The sequence below is a fragment of the Pseudomonas sp. 3JA genome (assembly GCF_036961705.1).
GTDB classification, from domain to species: Bacteria; Pseudomonadota; Gammaproteobacteria; order Pseudomonadales; family Pseudomonadaceae; genus Aquipseudomonas; species Aquipseudomonas fluorescens_Q.
Genome location: NZ_JBAMDJ010000002.1, coordinates 16,236 through 35,360 on the forward strand (window position 1 = coordinate 16,236; position 19,125 = coordinate 35,360).

Genomic DNA, 19,125 nt, shown 5'->3' on the forward strand with positions numbered 1-19,125 from the left:
ACCGAGCACCATTGATTCCCTGCAAAAAATGATAGAGCGACCGTCCTATTGCACACTCGCGGGCGTGCAATTGGGCTTCAAACTTCCATAATAGAGCGATTTGAAATGGTTGCCAGCATTGAGAAAGTAAAAAACAGACAGTCCAACTACCCGCTCGGAGCACTACACAGCTCTCGCCCAGAGCAACATGAAACTATTCCTATTCGAACAGAAAACAAGCACGCCCCTGGCGAGGAAGGAGTGTTCATCCTTGTCCTGATGGACATGATGTTATTTATGATTATTTTCTGCTCTTACTTTTATGAAAGAGCCAAAAACCCTGACAGCTTCATTCAATCTCAATCGTCGTTATCCGTAAATGCGGGAATTTTCAACACGCTCATTCTCTTAACCAGCTCATGGTTTATCGTATTGGCCATACGCAGCCTGTCCAAGCTGAACCGGCGCACCTGCATGGTGTTTATTCTCCTGACTCTAGCGTGCAGCTTGGCTTTCACGATTTCAAAGATCCTAGAGTACAAAGAAAAACTGTCTGCCGGCATAAGCATGCTCACCAACGACTTTTTCATGTTTTACTACATGATTACCGGCCTGCATTTTATGCATGTACTCATTGGATCAATTGTTCTAATCGTCATGTTTTTTCGCATAAAAAATGGCTCATCGGGCGTTCACGGACTTGAAAGCTCCGCCACCTTCTGGCACATGGTGGATTTACTGTGGATTATAATCTTCCCCCTGCTCTACATCATGAGATAGAAAGATGACTTACTCATTCACATCTCGCGAAACTTTTGTCTGGCTGCTTCTGATAATGGCCACGCTAGTGACTTTTTATTTCTCGGGCAGCACGCTTGGCAGTGCGTTCACCAGTAGTGAGAGCCGCTTGATCATGATCGCTATTGCAGCATTTAAATGCAGGCTAGTCATGCGGGAATTCATGCAGATCAAGAACATGGCACTGCCATGGAAATTAGCGTTTGATGGCTGGCTGCTTCTTGTTTCCACAATCATATTTATTGGACTCAGACTAGGCCAAGATTAAACACTTCACTTTCAGCAACCCAGTAAAAAATGCAATCCAAAGCGTTTATTTATACGCCTCACCGACCCAACCGATCACGCACAAATTGAAGGGGCAACATGAAACCTATCATTCGCAACCCTGCAGAGTTTACCCCAGCCTGGTTAACAGACACCCTTACCAAGGCCGGTGCGCTTACAAAAGGACATGTGTCCAATCTTACGGTGGAGACCGTTGGCACAGGGCAATTGGGCTCTGTCGTACGCCTGACGCCTACTTATGAGGGAGCCGATGAATTTGCCCCCAATACCATTATTGCCAAACTGGCTTCCGTAAGTGAGACCAGTCGTCAAACGGGCGTTGCCATGGGAGTGTATGAAGCCGAAGTACGCTTTTATCAGCAAATCAGTCGCACCGTTGAAATCAGAACGCCACGCTGCTGGTTCGCAGAGTTCGACCCGACCGAAGGCTGGTTCACTTTGCTGTTCGAAGATCTTGGTACCTACAGTGTGGGCAATGTCATTGAGGGAGGAACCGTCGAGCAAGCACGTCTCGCGCTACAACAACTTGTCAGGTTACAGGAACCGCGCTGGAACGACCCATCGCTCCTGGACCTGCCATGGCTCGCGGACCAACGACGCACCGTGGGCTTGTTCTCTCTCTTCCCTGGTGCTCTGGATGGGTTTTCCAAAACCTTCGCGCCCCTTATCGACCCCGAGCTGATTCGCCTGGCGGAGCGCGTAGTGCCTCGCTCAGTCGAATACATTAGTAGGTTGGACGGCCCCCGAGTCATACAGCATGGTGATTACAGGCTCGACAATATGCTCTTCGGTCACGATAGCGAGCATTCGCCATTGATAGTTGTTGACTGGCAGACGGTGCGCTTAGGGTCGCCGATGGTCGACGCCGCGTTTTATCTCGGAGCCGGCCTCTCCACGAAACTCCGCCAGCGCCATGAGCAAGAGTTAATCCGTGACTATCACGAACAGCTGCTTGCCATGGGAGTAAAGGACTTTTCTTGGCAAGCCTGTTGGGATGGCTATCGCCTGCATGCCCTGTATGGCTTTTTCATGGCGGTGGGTACCTCCATGCTAGTTCAACAGAATGAGCGCGGCTTAGCGATGTACAAAGCTTCGCTGGAGCGTCACGGCGCGCATGTTCTCGAGCTGAATGCAGAAGCACTCTTCAACTAAAACTGAAGTGAGCATCCGTCGAGAACTGCGTCATACGTCCGGACAGGCAGCACTCTGTAGCAAGGCGCTGCCCTGTAAATACGATAATAATCAGGAGTGGACATGAACAAGGTAGGTAATAAGTCTTCAACAGCAGCATTTTCCCTAGGACCGGAACACGACCTCCGTCATAAATTAGGTAACGAATCCCATGCGCGCGAGTCGCTGGTTTTCATGTTGCAGCTTGCCGAAGAAAACATCGCCGCTTTCATTTACACCTGGGTGAGCGGGGACAATAAAGCAGGCGCCGCCTTGAGCGTTTACGGTTCCGGCGTGGGCAAAGAGCCCATATTTGAGATTTGCGACGGTATTCTTGTACCCAGTGATATGGATTTTGACGATTGGCACGTGGGGGATGTCCAAGTCCGCCATCGCTTACCGCTTGAGTCTGCGGAAGTTCACTACTCCGGCCAGAAAGCCAGTATCGAATACCAGTTCGAAGCGATGCACCCAGCCTACAACTACGGCTCCAGCCCGGAAGGATGTCCAACTTGGATGGCGACAGACCGTTTTGAGCAAAGTGGGCGCGTAAAGGGCGTGCTTCGCCTTGGCGAGCGCACGATTCCCTTCGAGACGTTTGGTCATCGTGACCACTCGTGGGGGACGCGTGATTGGGGGCAAGTGCAGCAGTCGAAGTGGCTCGAAGCTCAGGCGGGCCCCGATGTGGCCTTGAATGTCTTTCAGTACATGGCTGTTGGCCGCACTGGCTTTATGGGATACATCCAGAAAGAGGGACGTATTGAGCAGGTGACGGACGTGCGGGTCGACTTCACGCTAGACCCGATGTTTTATCACACCGAGATGGCCTTTGTTATCGAAGATGCAGCCGGACGCGTCACCACTGTGCGTACCAAGCTATTTGCCTTGTTTGAGTTCGAAGTCAGCCCTCTGTACACCCTTAACGAGGGTTCGATGATTGTGGAGATTGATGGTGAACCAGGTGTAGGTCACGTCGAAATGGGGTGGTCGAAGGCTTATCTTGATTATCTGCGTCAAAGTGAAAGCTAAGAACCAGAGCTGTAAATAGAGTTTTGCACGTAACGGCGGGATCACCCAACAAGGGGATGCTTACCAGCGCTGGATAGTGGGTTTTTCATGGGTAGTTAGCAGATACCGTGTCAACCACCTGTGTTGGCGCCGCATATTTTCGAACTATCAGCAAACAATCCAGCGCTGTTACACCCAATCGTCGTAACCGACGATTGGCCACGCAGCGGAATCGCACTCATCGGGCCGACCTACACATAAACCAACGAACTCCTCGAGAAATTGATCGAACGAACTCTACGGTGCTTTCGCCAACCCAAGAAGAACTGACTATTCGCCATAAAAAAGGACCTGTCGCAATGACGACCGAACGCTCGGCAAGTTACCGAATCCTGCATCTGTGCAACTACTCTGTTCTGATCGTCGCGCTTGGTGGACTACTTGGGTTTGCTGTATTCGCGGGCTTCTGGCCCCCGCCTCCGGCCTACCTCAGCGCAAGCGAAATCAGCAGCTATTTCCGAGATAATAGTTTCGGTATTCGAGTGGGCATGATGGTCATGTTCGTCTGTATGCCCTTCTACCTGACCTGGACTGCGGTCATGGCCAAAATCATGGAACGCATCCTGACGGACTCCATGAGCGTTCTCTCGCAGGTGGTGCGTACTAGCGGCGTAGCTGCCATGTTGACCTTGATGCTGCCTGCACTCTACTGGATGACCGCCGCCTTTCGGCCCGACAGCCGCTCCGATGGGGAGATCCAGATGCTCTACGACCTAGGCTGGTTCATGTTCGATCCACCCTTTGTGATCTTTGCGATCGAGTGGTGCGCCATTGGCATCTGCATGCTGATGGACAAGCGGGAGCAGCCCCTATTTCCATCCTGGATCGCGTGGTTGGGTTTCTTCACCTGCGCAACTTTCATCTCGGTCCTACTGATTCCTTTCCTGACCACCGGCATCTTTGCATGGCACGGCCTGATCACCTTCTGGCTCGTGTTCGTGACGTTCTTCGTCTACCTCTTTTGCCTTGTGCCGTTGACCCGGAAGGCTTTGCTGCGACTCGAAGCGGAAGATCGGGGGAAGAATTGAAGTTAATTCCGTCACGCCAGCGTGTTACCGCCAGGCTCATCTCGCCCCCCATGTGCACGCCACAAGTCCGTCGCCTGCCGGGTTTGGAAGGTATCTGGGTATTCGTCGGCCTGGACATGATGATCTTCGCGCTGCTGTTCGGCTCATTCATGGTCGAACGTCTAAAGAATCCCGACACCTTCGAGGCTTCACGTCAGGCTCTAAACCTCCACTTTGGAGGAGGCAACACGCTGATCTTACTGACCAGTTCCTGGTGCATGGTCCGCGCCGTCCAGGCGGCGCGCCGGCGCACCGCGGTCGGTCCGTGGCTGGCGGCCGCCCTCGCCAGCGGCATCGCGTTTGGCATTTCGAAAATCTTTGAATACATGGGGAAGATTCAGGCCGGCTACACCATGCTGACCAACGACTTCTTCATGTTCTATTTCGCGCTGACCGGCATCCACCTCCTGCATGTCGTCGCCGGCTGCGTGGCGCTTGCCGTGTTCTGGACACACGCTCGGGCGGGGACATACGCCAGAGACAGCAACCTGGTAGGTATCGAGAGCATGGGAATCTACTGGCACATGGTCGATTTGCTTTGGATCGTCCTTTTCCCGCTACTTTATCTCATGAGGTAATACATGGACCGCGCACAACGATGGGTGACCAGCGTGTGGTTGTTGCTGAGCATCGCGACGATCGTCACGACCTGGGGCTTGTCGAAAGACAGCGTCACCGCAGCGACCGCCACGATCGCGACGATATTGATTGCCGCCTGGAAGGTGCGTATGGTCCTGCTCCACTTCATGGAACTGGATCACGCCCCCTGGGGGGTGCGGCTCTTGTTCGAAAGCTGGACGGTGCTGGTGGCCGTCGTCATCCTCGTTCCCTATTTCCTTGCTCCGCTGTTGGCGTGACGCGCGCCAATGACCGCTCTGCTCGAAAAGTCTGACCCATTCTTCAGATCATGACCTGCGAACACAGAATCTCGATCTGCGCCTTGGTTCAGCCCTGTTTAGCCAGAATCTGGTCGTCCTTCTCGCCGGCGCGAACGGGACCATGGGCCACGCGTGGAAGAGTAAGGCTGGACAGCCTGCGCGGTCGACTCGAACGAAATGGCCACCACCTGCCAGGAAGCCAAACAGCCAGTCAACCTGCTGTCCCAGGCGGACTGCCCTCCCCCGAAGAATTGAAGCGCCTGGGCGTTAGACGACTCAGTGCGAGTTCAAGAATCGCCGACCTCTCACACCACCGTCCAAACGAACTTGCTCAAGCTTAATGACGCGATAGAGGCGACGCATGCCGGAGAGGAAGCGATCCTCAGGCTTGCGTGGGGCATTTCGCCTATAAGCCATAGTTGTGCTCATCCTCAACACTACCTGTTTCGCGTCGCGCAAACGCCAGTCGCCGTCGCCGTCGCCGCAGTGAGCTTCGCCCAGATACCACTTCCATCCGTCGAAACTTAGTGTATGAGTGGTACTACCCCCCTCCGCGCCTTTGGTAGTAGGCGCCTTTGTACAATTGACGCTTCTGGTCAGCCCTCCCAATACTTCACGCCGCAAAACCAGCCAGTCACAACAATAATAATTACTGCCGGGCGCCTAGATGCGCCGATGAGACAAGGAGTTCTTAAATGCTTGGTTACTATGCGCAATACAGCAAGGAATACATCACAACCCTGATGGTGGTGACCACCCTCTTCTTTGCCTTACCCATCTTTTTCGCCCCGCTCCAATGGGCCCGGCTCATGCGCTGGACCGTCCCCGAACACGAACATCTGGCTATCTATTTCGGTCGTTGCCTCGGTGCGTTCATCCTTGTCGTTGAAGTAGCGATGTTACGCTCGGCCACCACAGGCACCAGTTTCAGCTATGCCTTCGATATACTTTTCGTCGTCTTCACGCTGATGTTCGTTGTGCATGTCTTCGGCGCAATCAAGAAGATCCAGCCTATTACCGAAACACTGGAAATCGGTTTCTGGATGATCCTATTCGTACTCAATATTTTGTTCTACCCCACCCCCAACATCACGCTGTAAACCTTCGCCGGACCGCGGTCGGAAGTTTGCCGGTCGCCGTTCAACCCCATTGAAAGTCCGCATTGCCTGGCGCCTTCGCGTCGGCGGCCCCGTGTCCGCCGAACGCTGCGCCATAGTCAGTTCAAGGGGTGAACATGATCCAATCCAGGGAAGACGCCGTGCTCAAGCCGGCGCTCAAGGAATTAGTGCGCGACCTGCTCCTGCAGGCCACCGGACTGGCCCCGGCATCGCTGCACGATGAAGCGCCGTTTCATGAGATCGGCCTGACCTCCCTGGCGATCCTCGATTTCAACGAGCGAATCCAGCCGGTGTTCCCCGGCCTCAACAAGACCTTGCTCTTCGACTGCCGCCATCTTGGCGGTGTGGTCGAGCACCTGCTGCGCGAGCATCCCGAGGCCTGCAACCGCTACTTGCAACTGCAGCTATAGAACATACGCCTTTCCCTGTGCCTCCACATTTTCCAGCCCGAGGGCTTGATCGATCGCGCTCAGTGCGCGCAGCATGCACGGTCGGCACGCTTGAGATCGTCTTGTGAGGTGGCGGATGTCACCGGACCGGTGATCGTGAGATTGCCTTCGCGCAACAGCTGGCCACTGACGTGACCACCCCGCGGTGCACCACGTCGGGTACATAGTCGCGGCGCGGGCGGGTCGGGGAGCACAACACCGAGTTGACAAGCTTTGCGCACGAGATCATGCGGGCTCCATGTGATGGGCAGACCGTCGGGAGCCGACAGCCTACCATCCGGAAACCTGCGGTTTACTTGCCCAGAATGTTCTTCAACGCAGCGGTATGGCCGGCCGGGTCGTTTACGCTGGACATCACTTCGATGATGGTGATCTCCTGATCGTTCATCGTCATCAACGAGGCCATCAGTAGTTTCAGGCCGTTGAAATCGTCGGTGCCGTCCAAGCGGTACATCTTCAAGCCGTTCACCTGAATGGTCTTCTCGCTAGTCATGCGAAAGTTGGGTGACGCGGCCTGCTGCTTTTCGTTCAAGGTATCCACGGCAAGGCGAAACGCAGCGTCCGGGGTAGTGCCCGCAGTCGGCGCCGGACCTTCAGTAACGATGATGGCCCGCTCGCTTTTCGGATCGAAGTACATCGTGCCGCCGTTCTCGCTGTTCAAGGTACGGGCCTCGACACCTTTCAGCACGAACGTCAGCTTGCCGCCTGCCAGGGACACCGATTGCGTGTCCGATGCCGCCGTAGCGGTTTTTTCAGGCGCGGCGGCAACTGCCATGGTGACCGCGCCGCTCAAGGCAGCAAGCACGCACAAGGAACGGGTCCAGCCCAACAGCAAATGTTTCGACATTGATAGCGCCTTTGTTTTCAGGCCGTCGAATACCAACGGCCAGTCGTGCGAACAGCCTAGCTTACTTGCCTGCTCACTTGCCCAGGATGTTGTTCACAGCCGCGGGTGACCGCGTCTGACTACCCGACAACCAGATACAGCCTCGGGCGCTGGGGCGCAAGAACTGGCTCTTTGCTGGGTCGCTACGCAGCGGGCGAGTGAGATTGCAGCGCTGCTACCGCATAGGTGGCGTCCGGCTTAGTCGTGCAAGACGGTTTGCCCGTGCGCTTACAAATAGTCCCCCTATTGCTGGTTCCAATGCATGGCGGTTGCTCAGAGGCAAGGGCGAGGGTCGTGGGACCTTTTGCGCTCCTTTCGCTCTCCAGAAAAGCGCGCGCCCACCGATTGAACTATTACTCCTGCTGACCCAATGCGGTTGTTACCCGAGGAGAAGACACAATGGAGAGTAAATCTGCTGTTGCGCCTACAGAAAATCACCTCAAGGAAATGCTGAGGTATTGGAAAGCAGCTGCGAGTCGTAGATCGCTCCCCGCCGGACCTGGCGCTTTTAACTCCAACCCTCCCCGAAGTGGCATGCTTACGTCACAGATGCCCCATACTTAAGCAACGTGCATTGCACAACCGGCCTCTAACACACCGTCCCTCGCCACTAAAGGCACAACTTTCAAAGGAATTGGATTGTCATGACTGCACTGGATACCGCTTTTCACAATCTGCATCAGAACGGACTACTGGTCTTGGCCAATGTGGCCGATGCGGGCGGTGCGCGCATCGTCGAAAGCTTGGGCGGCAAGGCGGTAGCGACCAGCAGCGCGGCCATGGCCTGGTCCCACGGTTATCAGGATGGCAACAAGTTGCCTCTCGACCTGCTGAGCACCACCGTCAAGTCGATGGCACGGGTGCTCAGCGTACCGCTCACTGTGGATATCGAAGGCGGCTACTCCGACGAGCTGGAGCAGGTCGGCCGAGTAATCAACACAGTCATCGCCGCCGGGGCGGTCGGGATCAACATCGAAGACGGCCTGGGCTCTCCAGAGCTGCTTGTTCGCAAGATTGACGTCGCGAGAACGGTGGCAAATCAGGCGGGCGTCAAGTTGTTCATCAACGTACGGACCGACGTCTACCTGAAGAACCTTTTCCCCGCCGAACAACGCCTGGAGGAACTCCTGAAGCGCACCGCACTGTATGCCAGCGCCGGGGCGGACGGCCTGTTTGCCGCTGGCGTGGTCGATCCGAACGAAATTGCCACTATCTGCCAGGAGACCAAACTACCCGTCAACCTGCTGTCCCGGGACGGACTGCCCTCCCCTGACGAATTGAAGCGCCTGGGCGTCAGGCGACTCAGCGCGGGCTCCAGCATCGCCGAGTTTCTGCACGGCGCCATGGGAGCATTGGTCCGCAGCTTCCTGGACAATGGCCAACTCGACACCCAAACCTTGAAAGCCCACACATACGGCGAATTGAACGCTTTGATGGCGGTTAAAACCGAGTGATGCTGTCCTGCGGACGAGGGGCACAATTCGTTTACTCGCCCGACGGGCCAACGATTTTTCTGGCCATACCCCACGTTGCACTGATCGATTCCAGGGGCTGACGGGAAGGATTCAGGAGACCCACAGCGTATGGTTATTGGTTTCCGTCCCGACGGCCTACTTGCCCAGCCTGTACTGACCGAAATTATTGATGTGATCATCCAAATTATCCTCAAGCATCATCCGATACTGATCACAGAAATACTTCAGCAATGCCTCCCTCGCATCGGCCATTTCGGCACCGGAATTGAAGTTCTGCGCACTGGCCCATGCGTTGAAACGTGATGTGCCAAACATCATCGAGGCGCTGATCTCACCGAGGTTTCCATAGGTTTTAAGCTGTTCGTTTGACAACTCAATATGGGCGTCTGCGCGGTCATAGAAGGCGTGGTCCGTAGCGTCGGCCATGGTAAAGCTCCGGTAAGCAAATGAGGGGCGTCATTGGAACATAACCGCCGGCAGGATTGCAGATGCCTCAAGAGGTATTGATCGCTCATCAGTGCGAGCGTTGATCGTTTAAGCCCGATACCGGCCAGACATTGGCACCCCTTTCGCGGCCAACCCAAGCGGCCGAGTGGGCATTACTAATTTGGTGTTCACTGGTGTGGTCACCCGTTGCTGTATCGAGCCAAACCTTACCTTCGCGGCTGAGCATTCCCCGGAAACGTTGATGTTTAAAGTCGATCTATCCCCATTCGCACAATTTTTGCGCACTGTGTGAAAGCTTAAAAGGGGACGTGCATGGCGGACAGTTGCATTGCGAAGTCTATGTTTAGGTATTAACAGATCAATACCAAGCACCACCCCGGCGCACTACGCACGAATCGATGCACAATCTACATAAGCAGCGGAAATTGGTTCAATGATCCACGAACCAATCCTCTTTAATCCCCTGAACCAACCCGACGAACCCTGCTTATCGGCCCCCGCCGCCGCTGCTCCTGAGTAATAGCTAAGCACATAGCGCTAATCCCGAGGCGAACCAATTTCAATTGGCATCACGCTTGCACTTACCCTTTTGCCTCGATCTCCTGCCCACAGTCAGCTCGGAGCCGTTTTTTATACTCTGGCGCGAGTACCACGATGCAAAGGTTCGACCCTGACACACCCATCGACAACACTTCGAAACTAGCGCTGGATGCCTTGCGGCAGATGGTTGCGCAACATGCTGCCTTCCCGCACCGGGCATTGCCGACCGAGCGGGACCTGGCCGCCGATTTTGGCCTCAGTCGCCGGGCCATCCGGCGGGCGCTGGCGGTGCTGGAAGCCGAAGGGCAGATCTGGCGGCGTCAGGGCAAAGGAACCTTCGTCGGCCCTACTCCACCCAGTGCGGCCATGAGCTTTGCCCGGTTATCCGGGCGGACTAACTTCAGCGAGGTTATGGAAGCGCGCCTGCATCTGGAGCCTGCACTGGCGTCCCTGGCGGCGGTTCGAGCCAACGGCGACCAGATAGCAATTTTGCGCCGCCTTGCCGAACGCACCAGACACCAACAGGCCGCCGAGCCTGCCGATGCCGAGGGCATTGAGCTGTGGGACAGCGCCCTACACCGCGGGATCGCCGAGGCCGCAGGTAATCGCCTGATGCTGGATATCTTTGAAATGCTCGATGCGATCCGGCTCGACCCGGCCTGGCGTGACCTGCGTCAGCGGGCTCGCAACGCCGACCGCCTCGACGCCTACAGCCACGACCACAACGACATTGTCGACGCTATCGAAAACCGTGATCCGATCAAGGCCGCCACGGCCATGCGTGGCCATTTGCGCGCGCTGCAACAGGCGCTGGACAACGTCATCAATCAAGATCTGGAGGCAAGTTTATGAGCACCACAACTCAGGCCACCGACACGGTATTGAGTGTCAGCAACTTGACCGTGTGCTTTGCAGGCGCACCCGCCAATGTCGTGGACGGCGTCTCGTTCGCGGTCCAGCGCGGCAAGACCCTGGCCATCGTCGGAGAGTCCGGGTGTGGTAAAAGCGTTACGTCCATGGCGCTGATGGGCTTGCTGCCCGACACCGCCAAGATCGCCGCCCGTACGTCCGCCCTACTCGATGAAGCCTTGTTGGGCATGCCCGACGAGCGCTTGCTGGATGTGCGCGGCAACCGCATGGCGATGATTTTCCAGGAGCCCATGACCTCCTTGAACCCGGTCTTCACCATTGGCGAGCAGATCGCCGAAAGCGTGATCCGCCATCAGGGTCTGTCGGCCAAGGACGCCCGTCAGCGCGCCCTGCAAATGCTCGAAAAGGTCCGCGTGCCTGACGCCGCGCAACGCCTGGACGCCTACCCCCATGAGCTGTCCGGCGGCATGCGGCAGCGGGCAATGATTGCCATGGCCCTGGCCAACGATCCGGCGCTGATCATTGCCGACGAACCCACCACCGCCCTGGACGTGACCATTCAGGCGCAGATCCTGTCGCTGATCGCCAATCTGCAGGCTGAAACCGGCACGGCCATGATCCTGATCACCCATGATCTGGGCGTGGTCGCCGAAGTCGCTGACGACGTGATGGTGATGTACGCCGGGCGAGTGGTGGAAAGCGGTCCGGTAAAAACCCTGTTCGATGACCCGCAGCACCCGTACACCATCGGCCTGATGGGTTCGATGCCATCGATTGGCCCGCGTGAAGGTCGTCTGGCAACCATCAATGGTCGCGTCCCGACGCCTGCGCAAATGCCCACCGGTTGCCGATTCGCCGGGCGCTGCCCTTTTGTGATTCAGGCATGTCGCGAGGCGCGCCCGCCGCTGCTTGAGCTCTCCCCCGGACATTTCGCCGCGTGCATTCGTGCGCCACTGGAGCAGCATATGGGAGTCAGCGCGTGAGCCTTTCTGAACGCCAAATAGTTGAGCGTGCAAGCCCTGAGATCATTCTCGACGGTATCGACCTGAGCAAACACTTCGGGGTGGAAAGCAGCTTGTTCCAGCGCAAGAAGCCGCCGGTGCAAGCGGTCAACCAGGTCAATCTGTCGGTGCGCAAAGGGGAAACCCTGGCGCTGGTGGGTGAGTCCGGCTCGGGTAAATCAACCCTCGGCCGCCTGCTGCTCAACCTGCTCAAACCTACGGCGGGCGACGTCATTTATGAAGGCCGTAACCTGGCCAATCTGACCCCGGAAAAGCTGCGCCAGGTGCGGCGTAATTTGCAGATCATCTTTCAGGATCCGTTTGCCTCGCTCAATCCGCGCATGACGGTGGAATCCATCGTCGGTGAGCCTATCTGGCTGCACAGCGATGCCAGCCGCAGCGACCGCCAGGCCAAAGTCGCCGAGTTGCTGCGCACCGTGGGCCTGGCGCCCGAGCACGGCGGCCGCCACCCTCACGAGTTCTCCGGTGGCCAGCGTCAGCGCATCGGCATTGCGAGGGCCCTGGCGTCTGACCCGCGTTTGATTCTGGGTGATGAACCCGTGTCCGCGCTGGACGTTTCGGTGCAGGCGCAAGTCGTCAACCTGCTGGAAGACCTCAAGCATCAATTCGGTCTGACCCTGGTGATTGTCGCCCACGGCCTGGCCGTGATCCGCCACATGAGCGACCGGGTAGCCGTGATGTACTTGGGGGAAATCGTCGAACTGGCGCCGGTCAACGGCCTGTTTGAAAACCCTCTGCACCCTTACACCCAGGCGCTTATGGCCGCCGTGCCGGTCAGCCACCCGGACCTGCGCCGGCCACGCCCATTGCTGGGCGGCGACATGCCGAGCCCGAGTCGCCCGCCATCGGGTTGCCGCTTCCATACCCGCTGCCCGCACGCCCGGGCGCTGTGCAAAGAAGTGGTGCCGGTGATGGAAACCGTCGAGGCCGAGCGTCAGGTGGCGTGCCACTTCTGGCGTGAAATCGCCCATGCCGGTGCAGGCACCCTGATTTTGCCGACACCCAGCGCTGCCTACACCCAGCGCCTGAATCTGTTCAAGAACCATCAATCCCTTGCAGTGGAGAGCCAGCCATGAAAATTGCACGCGTCATGACAGGAACCTTGTTATTGCTGGCTGCCAACGCCGCCTTTGCCGAATCCACCCTGCGCATCGGCATTCAGGACGATCCTGATGGGCTCGACCCGCATCGTTCGCGTACCTATTCGGGCCGTCTGGTCTATACCGCACTGTGCGACAAGCTGGTGGATGTGAACCCGGACCTGACCTACGTCCCACAACTGGCCACTGCCTGGAACTGGAGCGAAGACGGCAAGACCCTGACCATGACTCTGCGCGAAGGCGTGACTTACCACGACGGCGAAGCGTTCGATGCTGCCTCGGTGAAGTTCAACCTGGACCGCGCTCGCACCCTGCCCGACTCCCTGCGCAAGAGCGAGCTGGCCTCGGTGGACAGCGTTGAAGTGATAGACGCCAAAACCGTTGCCATCAAACTCAAGCAAGCGGACGCCACCCTGGTCTCCCAACTCTCGGACCGCGCCGGAATGATGCTTGCGCCGAAGGCCGCCCAGGGTGAGTTCGCCTCCAAACCGGTGTGCTCCGGCCCTTACAAATTCGTCCAGCGCGTGCAGCAGGATCGCATTGTGCTGGAGCGCTTCGACAACTACTGGAACAAGCAGGCTTATCACTTCGACAAGGTGATTTTCCTGCCGATTCCGGACACCTCGGTGCGTCTGGCCAACCTGCGTTCCGGCGACCTGGACATCATCGAACGGGTTGCCCCCACCGACGTGAAAACCGCCAAGGCGGACAGCAAGCTGGCGGTCTATAACACGCCAGGACTTGGCTACATGCAGTTGATGTTCAACATTAACAACGGCGAAAAGGCCAACTCGCCGATGGGCAAAGACAAGCGTGTGCGCAAGGCATTCGAGCTGTCCATCGACCGTGATGCGATCAACCAGGTGGTGTTCGAAGGCCTGTATGCGCCGAGCGCCCAGCCGTTTCCGAAAAACAGCCCGTACTACGACAAGGATCTGCCGATCCCGACCCGCGATGTGGAAAAGAGCAAGGCCTTGCTGGCCGAAGCAGGCGTGAAGCTGCCACTGGCAGTGGACCTGAAAGTCGCCAACAACCCTATCGCACAACAGGTCGGGCAGATCATTCAGGCCATGGCTGAAGAAGCGGGTTTCAAGGTCAATCTGATTGCCACTGAATACGCCACCATGCTGAGCGAACAGCAAAGCGGCAACTTCCAGATCGGCATGAGCGCCTGGTCGGGCCGTCCTGATCCGGATGGCGACATTCACCAGTTCGTGACCTGCAAGGGCGGCCAGAACGACGGCAAATACTGCAACGCCAAACTCGACGAGTTATTGAACAAGGCCCGCACTGTCAACGATGTTGCCCAGCGCCAGGCCCTGTACAACGAAGCCCTGCGTTTGCTGGCTGACGAAGTGCCGACCGCGTACCTGTATTTCGATCCGCGCATCATGGCCATGCGTAACAACGTGACTGGTTTCGTGCCAAACCCGGATGGCCTGATTCGTCTGAACAACGTCGCGTTCAAGCCATGACTGTGAATGATCGCCGCAAAAACGAGGGGCCGGTATGCTGATGTTTATCCTGCGACGCCTGTTTAGTGCGATCCCGACACTGATCCTGGTTTCGCTCTTCGTCTTCACCCTGCAGAAACTGTTGCCGGGTGACCCGGTGCTGGCCATGGCTGGTGAAGAGCGCGATCCGGCGGTGATGGAATACCTGCGCGACAAATATCGACTCAACGACCCGATCCCCGTGCAGTACCTGAGCTGGGTCGGCAATGTGCTGACCGGCGACTTCGGCACTTCGCTGCGCACCGAACAACCGGTGACCACGCTGTTGGCGTCCAAGTTGCCGGTGACCGTAGAGCTGGCAGTGCTGGCCTTGTTGATCGCACTGCTGATCGGCATTCCCACTGGAATTATCTCGGCCGTACGCAAAGGCACCGTCGTGGATTACGGAGCCAATGTCATCGCGCTGTCGGGGATCTCGATTCCGCACTTCTGGCTGGGGATCCTGCTGATCATGGTCTTCGCCGTGAAACTGCAATGGCTGCCGGCCTCGGGTTTCGTGCCCATGGGCGAGGACTTCGGGCAAAACCTGAAGACCTTGATCCTGCCGGCCTTCGTGCTCGGTGCAGGGTTGTCGGGGATTCTCATGCGCCATACCCGCAGCGCCATGCTTGAAGTGTTGCGCACCGACTACGTGCGCACCGCCCGGGCCAAGGGCCTGCGCCCGCGCACGGTGATCCTCAAGCATGCCCTGCGCAATGCATTGATGCCTATTGTGACCCTGACAACCCTGCTGTTTGGTGAACTGCTCGGCGGCGCGGTGCTGACCGAGCAAGTCTTCAGCATACCTGGCTTCGGCAAGATGATTGTCGACGCCGTGTTCAATCGTGATTACGCCGTGGTGCAAGGCGTGGTGCTGTGCATCGCAATTGGCTTCCTGCTGCTGAACCTGCTCGCCGACGTGCTGTACCGGATGATTAATCCGCGTCTGAGGACTGCTTCATGACCGCTATTTCCAGCCTCCCTCTTAGCGTGATCGCACCCCGCAGCCGCTCGCCGTTCGTGAAGAAATTCCTCGCCAACAAAGGCGCGGTACTCGGCGCGGCGGTGTTGCTGCTGTTTATCCTGGCGGCCTTGCTGGCGCCCTGGATTGCGCCCCATGACCCGCTGAAAGCCAACTTTCTCGCGGTCCGCAAGGCACCATCGCTGATCTACTGGATGGGCACTGACGAACTGGGTCGCGATCTGTTTTCCCGTCTGCTCTGGGGCGCACGCAGTTCGTTGCTGGCCGGTGGTGTTTCGGTGGTCATCGCCATGGCCATCGGCGTGCCTTTGGGCCTGTTGGGCGGTTATTTCGGCGGTAAACTCGACGCGGTGATATCCCGTGTCATGGAAGCGCTGTTGTCCTGCCCGTTTCTGGTATTGGCGATTGCGCTGGGCGCCTTCCTCGGCCCGAGCCTGACCAACGCAATGATCGCTATCGGCCTGTCAGCCATGCCGATCTTTGCCCGACTGACCCGTGGTCAGGTGCTGACCATCAAACACGAAGATTACCTGGAAGGTGCTCGTGCCATTGGCTTGCAGGATCGCTGGATCATCCTGCGCTACGTGCTGCCCAACGTGATGTCGCCATTGGTTGTGCAAGCCACCTTGACCATCGCCTCGGCGATTCTGGCTGAAGCCAGTCTGTCGTTCCTCGGCCTGGGCCAGCAACCGCCCTCGCCTTCCTGGGGATCGATGCTCAACACCGCGAAAAATTTTATGGAGCAGGCACCCTGGATGTCGATTGCGCCTGGCGTGGCGATCTACATCACGGTCCTGTGTTTCAACCTGCTGGGGGATGGTTTGCGTGATGCGCTGGACCCCAAGGGCTAACTTTTCTGCCAAAGAGAAACGCTAATGTTTGATGATCTGGATTACAGCCAACCCTACGCTTCGGCACGCTCGCCAGTGATGGGCAGTAACATGGTCGCCTGCTCCCAGCCATTGGCCGCCCAGGCCGGGCTGGACATGCTGCGCAAGGGCGGCAACGCCGTCGACGCGGCCATCGCAGCCGCCATGGTCCTGACCGTGGTCGAGCCCACCGGTTGCGGGATCGGCAGCGACGCTTTCGCTATCGTCTGGGACGGCAGCAAGTTGCAGGGCCTGAATGCTTCCGGTCGCGCACCGCAAGCCTGGACCCCTGAGTTTTTCGCCGGACAGAGCAAAATGCCCCAGCGCGGCTGGCCAGCGGTGACTGTGCCGGGCGCGGTTTCGGCCTGGGTCGAGCTGTCCGAGCGTTACGGAAAACTGCCTTTCGCCACCCTGGCTGAACCGGCCATCGGCTATGCTCGGGATGGCTACCAAGTCACCCCGGTCATAGCCCGGCTGTGGAAGCTCGGCGCTGAACTGCTCAAGGATCAGCCGGGTTTTGCCGAGTGCTTCCTGCCCGACGGCCAAGCACCACAGGCCGGGGAGAAAATCCGGCTCAAGGATCACGCCCGCACCCTGGAGCTGATCGCCCAAACCAAAGGCGAAGCGTTCTATCGCGGCGAACTGGCCCAAGCCATCATCGCCCATGCCAACGCCAATGGCAGCGTCATGAGCCTCGACGATCTGGCGACCCACACTGTGGACTGGATCGACACCCTATCGGTGCCCTACGCCGGCGCCGTGGTTCATGAATTGCCACCTAATGGCCAGGGCATCGCTACCCTGTCCGGCCTGACTATGCTCGAAGCATTGGGCGTCGGCGAGCATCCAGTGGACAGCCTGGAAACCGTGCACCCAGTGTTGGAAGCCATGAAGCTGGCCCTTGCCGACCTGAACGAACACGTGGCGGATAACGACCACATGCGCGTGCCTTCCGAGCATCTGCTGGACAAAACCTACCTGATGGAGCGCGCCGGTCTCGTCACCGACAAGGCCGCCAACCCGGGGCATGGTTCGCCTAAACCGGGCGGCACCGTTTACCTGTCGGCGGCCGATGAAAGCGGCATGATGATCTCGTTCATCCAGTCCAATTACATGGGCTTCGGCTCAGGTGTCGTGGTGCCTGGCACCGGTATCAGCCTGCAAAACCGTGGCGCGGCCTTCTCCTTGGATCCGCAGCACGTCAACTACGTTACACCGCGCAAACGTCCGTTCCACACCATCATCCCCGGCTTTGTGATGAACACCGACGGCACGCCGTTGATGTCCTTCGGCCTGATGGGCGGCCCGATGCAAGCACAGGGTCACTTGCAGATGATGATGCGCATCCTGCGCTACAAACAGAACCCGCAAGCCGCCGCAGACGCACCGCGCTGGAGGCTCGAATCTGGCCTGAAAGTCGCAGTGGAACGTGCATTCGACCCACAGGTGGTCGAAGCCTTACGTGCCAAAGGCCACGACGTAGAGGTCGAAGAACCTAACGGCGTATTCGCCTTTGGCGGCGCGCAGATTATCCAGCGCACCACTCATGGTTATGTGGGTGGCACTGATCCCCGGAAGGATGGTCTGGTGGCCGCGTACTGAAATACGAAGATCCTACGCGTAACTTAGTTGCGCGTAGGATTACTCTCTTAAACCGCTAACTCTCATCCCACCGCAAGCTATTGCCAACATGCTTTCTCACCTGGGACTCAGAACTGTGGCGAGCTTGCATTGGGTCTTGCAGCTAACCACCTTAAGGCGCTGTGTGACGCGACATGCCCGAACGTGCCAGTTCGCGCCGTTCATGGCAACTTAGCGGATTTCATTGACGTACATGAAGTGCTCAGTGCTGACACGCTGGTGGGTCATCATCACTGGCGTGGCAGCCTGATCGAACGACACGGCGTCGATAATCATCACCGCGTGCGGCGCGGTCAGTTCCAGCAGGCGGCAATCCTCCTCATTGGCCAACCCTGCAGTCAGTTGCTCGCGCACTGCGGCCACCCTTAGCCCGTACTGCTCAAGCAGGTAACGGTAAAGCAGCTCTGGCAACTCGGCGGGGCCGGGGAAGTCCGGTACTTTGCTGGCGACCACGGTAAACCGTTCGTGCATCGCGGCCACACCGTCAATGCTGCGCAAGCGGTGCAAGCGATAGACCGGGCTGCCCTCGTCGATCAACAGCTTTTGCGCATCCAGCGCGGTGGCCTCGCCCATTTGGTAATCGAGCAAGGCAGTGCGCGACTTCAGCAGTGCGCCTTCCTTGTTGTGCAGACGGAAATACTGGAAGAAGTAGCGCAGGTTGTGCAGAGGCGCCCAGCCCGTCACCACCGTACCGGTCTTGCGCCGACGCATCAGCATGCCCTCCGACACCAGTTCGGCCAGCGCACGCCGCACTGTCCCCACGGATACACCAAAATCATTGGCCAAGGCATTTTCGCTGGGTATGACTGTGCCGCTGGGCCACTCCCCGAGAAGGATCGCTTCCGAGATATGTCGCTTGACCACCTCATACAGTGGCGCACTGTCGTGCTCGCTCAGGCGCGAAAAAGAACTGGCAGGCGCAGACGGCGCGTTGCTATCGGTCATATTTTTTCCTTGACGGGCTCTACCGAGATACTTAACTATA

Annotated in this window: 20 protein-coding genes; 17 read left to right on the forward strand and 3 right to left on the reverse strand. The window is 57.7% G+C overall.

Annotated elements, in window-relative coordinates; genetic code table 11:
• The first annotated feature begins 105 nt into the window (after positions 1-105).
• From V7773_RS01625 to V7773_RS01665, 9 genes are all read left to right on the forward strand, one after another.
• Complete coding sequence (locus V7773_RS01625; protein WP_336071959.1) at positions 106-759, forward strand: cytochrome c oxidase subunit 3 family protein; 654 nt, start codon at positions 106-108, stop codon at positions 757-759.
• A 4-nt stretch (positions 760-763) separates the two neighbouring features.
• Positions 764-1,045 carry a cytochrome C oxidase subunit IV family protein gene (locus V7773_RS01630; RefSeq protein WP_336071961.1) on the forward strand — a complete coding sequence of 94 codons (282 nt, stop codon included), beginning with the start codon at positions 764-766 and terminating at the stop codon, positions 1,043-1,045.
• A gap of 98 nt (positions 1,046-1,143) precedes the next feature.
• Positions 1,144-2,217, forward strand: coding sequence for a phosphotransferase (locus V7773_RS01635; protein WP_336071964.1), 1,074 nt, complete (start codon positions 1,144-1,146; stop codon positions 2,215-2,217).
• A gap of 102 nt (positions 2,218-2,319) precedes the next feature.
• Entirely contained in the window at positions 2,320-3,264 is a 945-nt protein-coding gene (locus V7773_RS01640) for a DUF7064 domain-containing protein (RefSeq protein WP_092142549.1), read from the forward strand.
• Between the two features lie 338 nt (positions 3,265-3,602).
• Complete coding sequence (locus tag V7773_RS01645) at positions 3,603-4,331, forward strand: hypothetical protein (RefSeq protein ID WP_158265798.1); 729 nt, start codon at positions 3,603-3,605, stop codon at positions 4,329-4,331.
• Positions 4,328-4,948: a cytochrome c oxidase subunit 3 family protein gene (locus tag V7773_RS01650; protein WP_336071968.1), complete on the forward strand. Its 621-nt coding sequence runs from the start codon at positions 4,328-4,330 to the stop codon at positions 4,946-4,948. Before V7773_RS01645 ends, V7773_RS01650 begins: the two co-directional genes overlap by 4 nt.
• A gap of 3 nt (positions 4,949-4,951) precedes the next feature.
• Entirely contained in the window at positions 4,952-5,227 is a 276-nt protein-coding gene (locus V7773_RS01655) for a cytochrome C oxidase subunit IV family protein (protein WP_072339448.1), read from the forward strand.
• Positions 5,228-5,943: 716 nt separating this feature from the next.
• A complete protein-coding gene (locus V7773_RS01660; protein WP_336071970.1) occupies positions 5,944-6,348 on the forward strand; it encodes a hypothetical protein in 405 nt (134 codons plus the stop codon).
• A gap of 134 nt (positions 6,349-6,482) precedes the next feature.
• Positions 6,483-6,776 (forward strand): acyl carrier protein, encoded by a 294-nt coding sequence (locus tag V7773_RS01665; protein ID WP_336071972.1) that lies wholly within the window; start codon positions 6,483-6,485, stop codon positions 6,774-6,776.
• A 331-nt stretch (positions 6,777-7,107) separates the two neighbouring features.
• Here V7773_RS01665 and V7773_RS01670 read toward each other — a convergent pair whose 3' ends face one another.
• The gene (locus V7773_RS01670) at positions 7,108-7,662 is read right to left on the reverse strand and encodes a hypothetical protein (protein ID WP_336071974.1); all 555 of its coding nucleotides are present in this window, start codon (positions 7,660-7,662) and stop codon (positions 7,108-7,110) included.
• A gap of 683 nt (positions 7,663-8,345) precedes the next feature.
• Here V7773_RS01670 and V7773_RS01675 point away from each other — a divergent pair.
• Positions 8,346-9,155, forward strand: a complete 810-nt coding sequence (locus V7773_RS01675; protein ID WP_336071976.1) for an isocitrate lyase/PEP mutase family protein — start codon at positions 8,346-8,348, stop codon at positions 9,153-9,155.
• Positions 9,156-9,311: 156 nt separating this feature from the next.
• Here the strand turns inward: V7773_RS01675 and V7773_RS01680 are convergent, their stop codons facing one another.
• On the reverse strand, positions 9,312-9,602 hold the full coding sequence (locus V7773_RS01680) for a DUF3144 domain-containing protein (protein ID WP_092142569.1): 291 nt from the start codon (positions 9,600-9,602) through the stop codon (positions 9,312-9,314).
• A 675-nt stretch (positions 9,603-10,277) separates the two neighbouring features.
• On the opposite strand from V7773_RS01680, the gene V7773_RS01685 reads away from it, so the two are divergent.
• The 7 genes from V7773_RS01685 to V7773_RS01715 are packed head-to-tail and all read left to right on the forward strand — an operon-like array spanning position 10,278 to position 18,101.
• Entirely contained in the window at positions 10,278-11,015 is a 738-nt protein-coding gene (locus V7773_RS01685) for a FadR/GntR family transcriptional regulator (protein WP_092142572.1), read from the forward strand.
• Entirely contained in the window at positions 11,012-12,016 is a 1,005-nt protein-coding gene (locus tag V7773_RS01690; protein WP_092221645.1) for an ABC transporter ATP-binding protein, read from the forward strand. The genes V7773_RS01685 and V7773_RS01690 overlap by 4 nt, the downstream gene beginning before the upstream one ends.
• Positions 12,013-13,131 carry an ABC transporter ATP-binding protein gene (locus V7773_RS01695; RefSeq protein WP_336071981.1) on the forward strand — a complete coding sequence of 373 codons (1,119 nt, stop codon included), beginning with the start codon at positions 12,013-12,015 and terminating at the stop codon, positions 13,129-13,131. Before V7773_RS01690 ends, V7773_RS01695 begins: the two co-directional genes overlap by 4 nt.
• Positions 13,128-14,630: an ABC transporter substrate-binding protein gene (locus V7773_RS01700; RefSeq protein ID WP_092142581.1), complete on the forward strand. Its 1,503-nt coding sequence runs from the start codon at positions 13,128-13,130 to the stop codon at positions 14,628-14,630. The genes V7773_RS01695 and V7773_RS01700 overlap by 4 nt, the downstream gene beginning before the upstream one ends.
• A 34-nt stretch (positions 14,631-14,664) precedes the next feature.
• Positions 14,665-15,612, forward strand: a complete 948-nt coding sequence (locus V7773_RS01705) for an ABC transporter permease (RefSeq protein WP_336071983.1) — start codon at positions 14,665-14,667, stop codon at positions 15,610-15,612.
• A complete protein-coding gene (locus tag V7773_RS01710; RefSeq protein ID WP_336071985.1) occupies positions 15,609-16,481 on the forward strand; it encodes an ABC transporter permease in 873 nt (290 codons plus the stop codon). The genes V7773_RS01705 and V7773_RS01710 overlap by 4 nt, the downstream gene beginning before the upstream one ends.
• A 24-nt stretch (positions 16,482-16,505) precedes the next feature.
• Positions 16,506-18,101: a gamma-glutamyltransferase family protein gene (locus tag V7773_RS01715; RefSeq protein ID WP_336071987.1), complete on the forward strand. Its 1,596-nt coding sequence runs from the start codon at positions 16,506-16,508 to the stop codon at positions 18,099-18,101.
• A gap of 210 nt (positions 18,102-18,311) precedes the next feature.
• Here the strand turns inward: V7773_RS01715 and V7773_RS01720 are convergent, their stop codons facing one another.
• A complete protein-coding gene (locus V7773_RS01720; RefSeq protein ID WP_336071989.1) occupies positions 18,312-19,085 on the reverse strand; it encodes a GntR family transcriptional regulator in 774 nt (257 codons plus the stop codon).
• Positions 19,086-19,125: the final 40 nt, after the last annotated feature.

Coding starts and splice junctions, on each gene's coding strand:
- V7773_RS01645 (WP_158265798.1), top strand. CDS start 3,603: ATGACGACCGAACGCTCGGCAAGTTACCGAATCCTGCATCTGTGCAAC.
- V7773_RS01715 (WP_336071987.1), top strand. CDS start 16,506: ATGTTTGATGATCTGGATTACAGCCAACCCTACGCTTCGGCACGCTCG.
- V7773_RS01625 (WP_336071959.1), top strand. CDS start 106: ATGGTTGCCAGCATTGAGAAAGTAAAAAACAGACAGTCCAACTACCCG.
- V7773_RS01635 (WP_336071964.1), top strand. CDS start 1,144: ATGAAACCTATCATTCGCAACCCTGCAGAGTTTACCCCAGCCTGGTTA.
- V7773_RS01630 (WP_336071961.1), top strand. CDS start 764: ATGACTTACTCATTCACATCTCGCGAAACTTTTGTCTGGCTGCTTCTG.
- V7773_RS01660 (WP_336071970.1), top strand. CDS start 5,944: ATGCTTGGTTACTATGCGCAATACAGCAAGGAATACATCACAACCCTG.
- V7773_RS01680 (WP_092142569.1), bottom strand. CDS start 9,602: ATGGCCGACGCTACGGACCACGCCTTCTATGACCGCGCAGACGCCCAT.
- V7773_RS01665 (WP_336071972.1), top strand. CDS start 6,483: ATGATCCAATCCAGGGAAGACGCCGTGCTCAAGCCGGCGCTCAAGGAA.
- V7773_RS01640 (WP_092142549.1), top strand. CDS start 2,320: ATGAACAAGGTAGGTAATAAGTCTTCAACAGCAGCATTTTCCCTAGGA.
- V7773_RS01690 (WP_092221645.1), top strand. CDS start 11,012: ATGAGCACCACAACTCAGGCCACCGACACGGTATTGAGTGTCAGCAAC.
- V7773_RS01685 (WP_092142572.1), top strand. CDS start 10,278: ATGCAAAGGTTCGACCCTGACACACCCATCGACAACACTTCGAAACTA.
- V7773_RS01675 (WP_336071976.1), top strand. CDS start 8,346: ATGACTGCACTGGATACCGCTTTTCACAATCTGCATCAGAACGGACTA.
- V7773_RS01720 (WP_336071989.1), bottom strand. CDS start 19,085: ATGACCGATAGCAACGCGCCGTCTGCGCCTGCCAGTTCTTTTTCGCGC.
- V7773_RS01655 (WP_072339448.1), top strand. CDS start 4,952: ATGGACCGCGCACAACGATGGGTGACCAGCGTGTGGTTGTTGCTGAGC.
- V7773_RS01670 (WP_336071974.1), bottom strand. CDS start 7,662: ATGTCGAAACATTTGCTGTTGGGCTGGACCCGTTCCTTGTGCGTGCTT.
- V7773_RS01700 (WP_092142581.1), top strand. CDS start 13,128: ATGAAAATTGCACGCGTCATGACAGGAACCTTGTTATTGCTGGCTGCC.
- V7773_RS01710 (WP_336071985.1), top strand. CDS start 15,609: ATGACCGCTATTTCCAGCCTCCCTCTTAGCGTGATCGCACCCCGCAGC.
- V7773_RS01705 (WP_336071983.1), top strand. CDS start 14,665: ATGCTGATGTTTATCCTGCGACGCCTGTTTAGTGCGATCCCGACACTG.